The organism is Collimonas sp. (assembly GCF_039923675.1).
In the GTDB taxonomy this organism is placed as follows: domain Bacteria; phylum Pseudomonadota; class Gammaproteobacteria; order Burkholderiales; family Burkholderiaceae_D; genus Collimonas.
Genome location: NZ_JBDTCG010000058.1, coordinates 46,452 through 54,577 on the forward strand (window position 1 = coordinate 46,452; position 8,126 = coordinate 54,577).

Annotated in this window: 11 protein-coding genes; 5 read left to right on the forward strand and 6 right to left on the reverse strand. The window is 58.1% G+C overall.

Features of this window, described 5'->3' with window-relative positions:
* Positions 1-102 precede the first annotated feature (102 nt).
* From tldD to ABI171_RS13235, 3 genes are all read left to right on the forward strand, one after another.
* Positions 103-1,563 carry a metalloprotease TldD gene (gene tldD, locus ABI171_RS13225; RefSeq protein WP_348093026.1) on the forward strand — a complete coding sequence of 487 codons (1,461 nt, stop codon included), beginning with the start codon at positions 103-105 and terminating at the stop codon, positions 1,561-1,563.
* A 16-nt stretch (positions 1,564-1,579) separates the two neighbouring features.
* On the forward strand, positions 1,580-2,056 hold the full coding sequence (locus ABI171_RS13230; protein ID WP_348093027.1) for a GNAT family N-acetyltransferase: 477 nt from the start codon (positions 1,580-1,582) through the stop codon (positions 2,054-2,056).
* Between the two features lie 61 nt (positions 2,057-2,117).
* Positions 2,118-2,663 (forward strand): hypothetical protein, encoded by a 546-nt coding sequence (locus tag ABI171_RS13235; protein ID WP_348093028.1) that lies wholly within the window; start codon positions 2,118-2,120, stop codon positions 2,661-2,663.
* 24 nt (positions 2,664-2,687) lie between these two features.
* On the opposite strand, the gene ABI171_RS13240 is transcribed toward ABI171_RS13235, so the two are convergent.
* Positions 2,688-3,056 (reverse strand): VOC family protein, encoded by a 369-nt coding sequence (locus tag ABI171_RS13240; RefSeq protein WP_348093029.1) that lies wholly within the window; start codon positions 3,054-3,056, stop codon positions 2,688-2,690.
* Positions 3,057-3,257: 201 nt separating this feature from the next.
* On the opposite strand from ABI171_RS13240, the gene ABI171_RS13245 reads away from it, so the two are divergent.
* Together ABI171_RS13245 and ABI171_RS13250 are read left to right on the forward strand one after the other, a co-directional pair.
* Positions 3,258-4,283 carry a cupin-like domain-containing protein gene (locus tag ABI171_RS13245; protein ID WP_348093030.1) on the forward strand — a complete coding sequence of 342 codons (1,026 nt, stop codon included), beginning with the start codon at positions 3,258-3,260 and terminating at the stop codon, positions 4,281-4,283.
* Positions 4,284-4,320: 37 nt separating this feature from the next.
* Complete coding sequence (locus ABI171_RS13250) at positions 4,321-4,695, forward strand: cupin domain-containing protein (protein WP_348093031.1); 375 nt, start codon at positions 4,321-4,323, stop codon at positions 4,693-4,695.
* 17 nt (positions 4,696-4,712) lie between these two features.
* Here the strand turns inward: ABI171_RS13250 and ABI171_RS13255 are convergent, their stop codons facing one another.
* The 5 genes from ABI171_RS13255 to ABI171_RS13275 form a co-directional block, all read right to left on the reverse strand.
* Positions 4,713-4,985 (reverse strand): Ada metal-binding domain-containing protein, encoded by a 273-nt coding sequence (locus tag ABI171_RS13255; RefSeq protein WP_348093032.1) that lies wholly within the window; start codon positions 4,983-4,985, stop codon positions 4,713-4,715.
* A 5-nt stretch (positions 4,986-4,990) separates the two neighbouring features.
* Positions 4,991-6,070, reverse strand: a complete 1,080-nt coding sequence (gene ada / locus ABI171_RS13260; protein ID WP_348093033.1) for a bifunctional DNA-binding transcriptional regulator/O6-methylguanine-DNA methyltransferase Ada — start codon at positions 6,068-6,070, stop codon at positions 4,991-4,993.
* Between the two features lie 79 nt (positions 6,071-6,149).
* Entirely contained in the window at positions 6,150-6,818 is a 669-nt protein-coding gene (locus ABI171_RS13265; RefSeq protein WP_348093034.1) for a DNA-3-methyladenine glycosylase, read from the reverse strand.
* Complete coding sequence (gene alkB, locus ABI171_RS13270) at positions 6,819-7,472, reverse strand: DNA oxidative demethylase AlkB (RefSeq protein ID WP_348093035.1); 654 nt, start codon at positions 7,470-7,472, stop codon at positions 6,819-6,821.
* 9 nt (positions 7,473-7,481) lie between these two features.
* A partial coding sequence (locus ABI171_RS13275) for a 2OG-Fe(II) oxygenase (RefSeq protein WP_348093036.1) occupies positions 7,482-8,126 on the reverse strand: 645 nt, incomplete at its 5' end.

Here is an 8,126-nt window from a genome sequence, read left to right on the forward strand (position 1 = left end):
GGAATAATTAACAATGCGACATGCGTAAACGCGTCGCCGGAGCCCAATGGGCCCGGGATGCTCTACAATCCCTATCAAGACCACAGTAAAACCGGAACATCAATGAAACCATTCGAACCAAACCTGGGCACGTTAGCCATTGCTCGCGACATTTTACTGACTCCGTTCGGGCTGGACGAATCGAGCCTGCTCAAAGCGCTCGGGACCATGTTCACACACAAGGTCGATTACGCCGACCTGTATTTCCAGTTCACCAAGAGTGAAGGCTGGAGCCTGGAAGAAGGCATCGTCAAGACCGGCAGCTTTTCCATCGACCAGGGCGTCGGCGTGCGCGCCATTTCCGGCGACAAGACCGCATTTTCGTATTCCGATGAAATTTCCGAACGTGCATTGCACGACGCTGCGGTAGCTACGCGCACCATCGCGCGCCAGGGTGCAGGCAAGATCAAGATCGCCTCCGGCATGCAGCAAAGCGGCGGTCGCTCGCTGTATCTGCCGAACGATCCGCTGGTGTCGCTGGACGCCACCGAGAAGGTCAAATTGCTGGAACGGGTAGAACGCATGGCGCGCGCCAAAGATCCACGCGTGGTGCAAGTGATGGCCGGGCTGGCCGCAGAATACGACGTTGTGCTGGTGGCGCGTAGCGACGGCGTCATCGCCGCCGATATCCGGCCATTGGTGCGTTTATCGGTGACGGTAATCGTCGAGCAGAACGGCCGCCGCGAAACCGGCAGCAGCGGTGGCGGTGGCCGTTATAGCTATGGCTATTTCACCGACGCCTTGATGGAACAATACGCCGCGGATGCCGTGGCTTCAGCGCTGGTCAACCTGGATGCGCGTCCGGCGCCGGCTGGTCCGATGACCGTGGTGCTTGGCCCTGGCTGGCCCGGCATCCTGCTGCATGAAGCAATCGGCCACGGCCTGGAAGGCGACTTCAACCGCAAGGGCTCGAGCACCTTCTCCGGCCGCATCGGCGAACGCGTCGCAGCCAAGGGCGTCACGGTGGTAGATGACGGCACCATTGCCGACCGCCGCGGTTCGCTGAATATCGACGATGAAGGCAATCCTAGCCAGTGCACCACCTTGATTGAAGACGGCATCCTCAAGGGCTACATCCAGGATACGATGAACGCGCGGCTGATGAAGATGCCGGTCACCGGCAACGCACGGCGCGAATCGTTCGCTCATCTGCCGATGCCGCGCATGACCAATACCTACATGCTGGCCGGGGACAAGGATCCTGCAGAGATCCTTGCTTCGGTAAAAAACGGTTTGTATGCCGTCAATTTCGGCGGCGGCCAGGTCGACATCACCAACGGCAAGTTCGTGTTTTCAGCGAGCGAAGCCTACATGATCGAAAACGGCAAGGTCACCTATCCGGTCAAAGGCGCGACCCTGATCGGCAACGGCCCTGATGTCTTGCACCGGGTCTCCATGATCGGCAACGACATGCAGCTCGATCCGGGTGTCGGCGTCTGCGGCAAGGAAGGCCAGAGCGTGCCGGTAGGCGTCGGCCAGCCGACGTTGCGCATCGATGGCGTTACCGTTGGCGGCACCGCTTGAGATGGTGGCAAGAGTCATGGCAGAAACAGCGTTGATGGAATGGCACTGGCTGCCATTCCAGGATTTGAGCGCTGCGCAATTGTATGCAGCGATGCAATTGCGGCAACGTGTGTTTGTGGTCGAGCAGACTTGCGTGTTCCTGGATGCGGATGGCATCGACCTGCATTCCTGGCATGGCTTGGGCTATCTGCCGAACGGCGAACTGGGCGCCTACGCGCGTATCGTCCCGCCCGGCAAGGCCTTTGCCTATCCGTCGATCGGACGCGTAGTGACGGCGCCTGAATTGCGCGGCAGCGGCCGCGGCTACGAACTGGTGCAGGAGGCGATGCAGCATGCCACCAGATTATTTCCGGGCCATCAAATCAAGATTGGCGCACAAGCACATCTGCAGCGATTTTATGCGCGCTTCGGGTTTGAGCCGGTGGGGGAGCTGTATGACGAGGATGGCATTTCGCATATCCACATGATTGCTCCGCCATTGGCCAAGGTCTAACAGCGCGTTTGAACGTGCGCCAGCCGCATTAAATTTCATTCCCTTTGAGCCGTAATTCTGAATGGCCTTTATTCCTGAAAACTACGTACCGCCGCGCGCTTACCAGTCGGATTTATTTTGCCTGGAAGTGTTGTCGCCAGAGTTTGCAGAACAGGATTTCGCCAGTGTTACTGCAAGCGCAAATACCATTCGGCACGTATTCGGGCCTGCCAACAGCTGGCCCGACCCGCAGATGAACTATGCGGAGAACCTGGCGGATCTGGAGCGTCATGAACGTGAGTTTTTCGAGCGCAAGGCCTTCGCCTATTCCATTTTAGGCCTGAATAAATCCAGCTATCTGGGTTGCCTGTATATCAAGCCGATCAAGTCGAAAATGGAAATCGACCTGCGTAAATCCGTGTATGACGCCCAAGCGTTTTTCTGGCTGGCTTCGCAAGCAGCTGCCGGCGATCTCGCGCAAGTAATCCTGGCGGATCTTCAACGCTGGCTGACGCAAGAATGGCGATTCAAGGCCGTGGCTTTTCCTGGACGAACGATTGGCTGGAGCGAATGGGAACGCATGGCGATTGCCGCTCCTGTTGCGAATGTGCTCTCTCCGGAGTCGTGAACTTGAAGCTGCAGCGGTTTGTGGTTAGCCGCGAATCGGTTCTAACAGCTCGATCCGGTTGCCAAACGGATCGTCTGTGAAGATTCTGGTAAAGCCGGCAATCGGCACATCATGCTTCACGTTATGACCGGCTTCGGTCAATGCTGCAATGAGTGGCGCCAACTGGTCTACCACTAATCCGGGATGTGCCTTTAACGCCGGCTTGAATTCTTTTTCCACACCCAGATGCAACTGCACCGCGCCGCAGGAAAACCAGACCCCGCCCCTGGCTGCCAGATCGGCAGGTTTCGGTAATTCCTTGAGTCCGAGAATCTCGCCGTAAAAGCGGCGTGCGGCATCTTCATGGGCGGCTGGCATCGCCAGTTGCACGTGGTCTATTCCGATAACGGGCATTGCATCCTCACTAATAGATTTGCTTTTCTACCCCTGCCATGATTTTATCATCGCCAGCCCAATGGTACGTTGCATTGGGCTGGCGCTCGTTGTGCCTTGTTTTCATCTGTAATTTTCAGGCGCCCCATCCCAAATTGCATGGAAATCGGGTTATCCTGAAGAGGCCAGTTGATGCAGGTCTTCCAACCATAAGGATGTTGAATGAGCCAACCATTGCAATCCATTCCCGAACGATTCGATGTCGATGACAGAGCGTTCACGGAAGAGATCGCCGCGCAATATAAGCCGGTGGTTTTGCGTGGCTATATAAAAGACTGGCCGGCCGTGAAATTGGCGAAGACCTCGACCGAAGCGGTCTGTAACTATCTGAAGAAGCTGGACAACGGCAGCGACGTCGATGCGATCATGACGCGGCCGGAAGCCAAAGGGCGCATATTCTACGATGAAGCCATGAATGGTTTCAATTACATGCGCAACCGCTTGCCGGTCTCGGCGATCATCAATCAATTGGCGCGCTATCGCTCATTCCCCAATCCTCCTGCCGTTGCTGCGCAAAGCGCCTTGATCGCAAATTGTCTGCCGGGTTTTTTGGATGAAAATAAATTACCGGTGCTCGGCCCGGAAGTCATCCCGCGGATATGGATAGGCAATGCGGTCACTACACCCGCGCACTTCGATGACGCCCATAATATTGCCTGCGTGGTGAGCGGCAAGCGCCGTTTTACCTTGTTTCCACCGGAGCAGATCGGCAACCTGTATATCGGACCGGTGGATTTTGCGCCAACCGGCGCGCCGATCAGCATGGTGCCGCTGAACCAGCCGGACTTCGAAAAATATCCCAAATTCAAGGACGCGCTTGCAGCCGCGCAAGTCGCCGAACTGGAACCCGGCGACGCGCTCTACATACCGCCGCTATGGTGGCACCACGTCGAATCGCTGCAAGCCTGCAATATCCTGGTCAATTACTGGTGGGGTGGGGCGGTCGGCACGGCGGATTCGATTCATTCAGGCTTCGACAGTCTGATGCTGGCGCTGCTCAATCTGAAACGTCGCCCACCGGCCTACCGGCAGGCCTGGGCGGCCATATTCAATCATTATGTTTTCGATGAAAACGATGATGTCGCCACGCATATTCCGGTGCACCGGCACGGGATTCTGGGAAAAATGTCGACCGAGCAGGAACAGCAGATAAGGAATTATCTGGCGGATAAATTAAAAGGCCATTGAGTCAAAATTCAGTAAAATTTCAACCTGCGGGATCATTATGACTAGCGTTTCATCACCCAAGAAAATCGCCGAATCACTGACAGAACACTGGTCGCCTCGCATAGTGGGGGAGGTTGACGATGCGTATATCAAGGTGGCCAAGGTGCAGGGTTCATTGGCTTGGCATAGCCACGACAATGAGGACGAATTGTTCCTCATTCTCAAGGGCCGCCTGCGCATCGAAATGGAAGACGGCACGGTCGAGCTATCCGAGGGGGAGATGTTTGTTGTTCCCAAAGGCGTGCGCCACAATCCGGTGGCGGAGGAGGAGTGCCACATCATGCTGATTGAACGTAAAACGACTCTCCATACCGGCAACGTGGTGAGCGAAAAGACGCGCTCGCTGGCAGAGCAATTGCGGCCGATACCATAACCGGCATCAAATAGCGTTCAGACTTTTCCGGCTTTCCATAGTGCGTAATCCTGCGGCAAGCAGACCGCACAAGGCCGATAGCCGGCCGCTTCAGCGGCGGTCTCATTCAGGAAAAACACCCTGTTTGCAACATAGCCGCCTCTGGCAATTGCTTGCAACGCGGCGCGGCAGTCGAGACGGCCGTAGATGTGGCTGCGGCGGTGGCCGCCCAAGCTGCCCTTTTGCACGCTGTCATACGGCTTGTCGTCCTTGCCAGTCAGTTCCCATGTTCTGTTGCTATCGCCAGGCATGGATGTCAATCACGGCTTTCTCGTTCCAGCAGGGCGCGTTTGCGCTCCACACCCCAGCGATAACCGGAGCCGGCGCCGTCACTGCGTATAACGCGATGGCAGGGAATCGCCACCGCCAGCGTATTGGCGGCGCAGGCTTGCGCTACCGCGCGGACGGCCTTGGGCGAGCCGATGCGGGCTGCGATTTCTGCGTAGCTGGCGGTGCTTCCTACCGGGATTTCGCGCAGCGCTTGCCATACGCGTTGCTGGAAAGCTGTGCCGCGCACATCCAGCGGCAAGTCGAGGCCGAGGGCAGGGGCTTCGATGAAGCCGACCACTTGCGCCACCAGTTGCTCGAAGTCGTGGTCGGCGCCGATCAGATGGGCGCGCGGGAATTTGTCTTGCAGGTCGTGCGCCAGCGCATTCGGATCGTCACCCAGCAGGATCGCGCAAACGCCGCGATTGCTTTGCGCCACCAGGATCGCACCCAGCGAGCATTCGCCGATGGCGAAGCGGATCTCGGTGTTGGCGCCGCCGGCGCGGTAGTCGGTCGGCGTCATGCCGAGTACTTTGCCAGAGGCTTCATAGAAGCGGCTGTTGGAGTTGAAACCGGCATCGTAGATGGCTTCGGTGACCGAGTGGCTGCGGCTCAGATGGTCGCGCACTTTCTTCGCCCGGTTGGCGTCGGCGTAGCCTTTCGGCGTTAGTCCGGTGACCGCTTTGAATACCCGGTGGAAGTGATACACGCTGAGACCGGCATCGGCCGCCAGCAGTTCGAGGCCGGGCAGTTCCAGCGCGGTTTCGATGCTCCTGCATGCGGCAGCCACCAGTTCGGCATGTTGGGCCGCTACCGTGGTCTGGTCTGCAGCGCGTTTGCTGGCGCGGTAGCCGGCGGCTTCAGCCGCTGCCGGCGTGTCGAAAAATTCGACGTTTTCCGGACGCGGCAGGCGCGTAGGGCTGCTGGGGCGGCAATACACGCCAGTGGTTTTGACGGCATACACGAACAGTTTGTCGGCAGAGGAATCTCTGCTCAGCACAGCAGTCCAACGCGGATCGTGTTCTGTGCTTTGTTCTGCTGTATGTTGCTGTGGTGTGAGGGTTCGCATGTCGGCTTCCGGTTGGATTGGTATAGCGCTACTTTAGCCACTCGCCTGGCTGCTTACACTCCGGGTCTTGCTGTCAAATTCAAATAATGTCATTGGCTGCAGGAGCTTTTGGCAAACGCCACAAATACCAGGAAGCCACCGTACGATAAGGACTCCATGTCAGGCCGATTTCGCTGATCTGTTTTTTAGTTGGCGTCTGCGCCAGGTTTTTCAAGCGACGGTAACCTTCGCGCACGCCGAAATCGTCGGCCGGCAGGATGTCCGAACGCTCCAGTGTATAAATCAGCAGCATTTCGACCGTCCACTGGCCAACGCCGCGCAGCGTCACCAGCCGTTCGATCAGCGCCGCGTCGCTCATGGTCAGCGCTTCTGCGCGCAAAGGAACCACGCCGTCCAGCGCCGCTTGCGCAATGCCGTGGATGGTGGCGATCTTGTTGGCCGAAAATCCACAACCGCGCAGCGTAGCGACGTCGGTATCGAGCAGTTGCCGCGCCGTCGGGAAATTGTTTTCGCCGTGGTCGCCAAACAGCGCCAGCATGCGGCCCAGGATGGCGTCGCCGGCGCGCACGTGCAGCTGTTGATAGGCGATGGCGCGCACCAGCGCCTGATACGGCTCGCGCGCTGGTTTGGCAGCGTGCAGGCAGGGGCCGATGTTGGCGATGTGCTGCGCCCAGTCTTTATCCAGCCCGGACAGGAAAATCTCAGCCTTGCGATAAGCGGCCTCGGAAATATCTGCTGCAATCGTCATCTATGCGACCTTGCGAAAAGTGATGTTGATGCGCTGCCGGCCAAGCAAGGGATGCGCGGCTTCCTTCAGCGGCAATATCCCATGAAAACGCAGCCGGTCTGGGCCGCCCCAGACGACAACATCGCCATGGAATAGCGGCACGCGCGCCGCCTTGTCGCTGCGCTCGTTGCCGCCAAACAGAAACATCGCGGGAATACCCAGCGATACCGAGACGATCGGTGCGCCATAGTCCAGCTCGTCCTTGTCTTGATGCAGCGTCAGCCTGGCGCCCGGTTCGTAGCGGTTGATCAGGCAGGCTTCCGGCATGAAACCATCGAAGCCGGCTTGCGCAGCGGCGCTTTGCGCCAGCTGTAAAAAAATCGCGGGCAACGGCGGCCAGCGCCGGCCGGTATCCGGATCGATGGCGCTGTAGCGGTAGCCGCGGCGGTCACTGGTCCAGCCGAGATCGCCGCAGCAGGTCATGGCGACCGACATGCGAAAACCGCCTGGCGTGATCAGGTGACGAAACGGCGAGGTGCGTTCGATAGCCGTCAGCGCCGGCAGTAATTGTTGCACGTAGGGCAGGGCAAACGCACGCAAGACAAAGGCGCCTGATGCCAGCTGCTCCTGGCGTTCTTCTGTGGATTCCAGCGAATCAAATAAATCGAAAGTCATAATGAAATTTCATTGTGCGTCGTGAAAAATCACGCCTAGCGTGTGCCGCGCACCGCAACGGATGCGGCTGACGCCATGCCGTAAATTTACCCTATATGCACCACGTTGGCCTTGTACCGGCCGATTGTTGACCGCAAAGATGACGGCGTCCCCTCTGGCGAGCGGGATCACTTCCAGTCGCGATTGCATGCGCGGCCGTTGCTCGGTCATCACGAATTCGCCGCCGCTGAAATCTTTTCCGGGGTCTGAAAGCAGGATTGCAGCTTGCAATGGGAAGACATGTTCGCCATACAGATCCTGATGCAGGCAGTTGTAGTCGCCTGCGCCGTATTGCAGCATGAGCGGCGTCGGACGCTGTTGGCCGGCCGCATGGCAGCGTGCGATGAAGTCGGCATGCCGCTCAGGGAAACGGGTATCAATATGCATCGTGGCGTTCCAGCGATTGGCAATCGCTACCAGTTGCAGATATAGCATGCTGCGCATGTCGCCGACGAGGTCGGGTAACGGATAATTGAAATATTGATATTCGCCACGGCCGAAGCCATGGCGCTCCATCACGATCCGGCTGCGAAACAGCTCCTTGCGGGCATACAAGGCGATCAATGCCTGGCATTCCTGCGGAGTAAGCAATTGCGCCAGCAGCGCGCTGCCGTA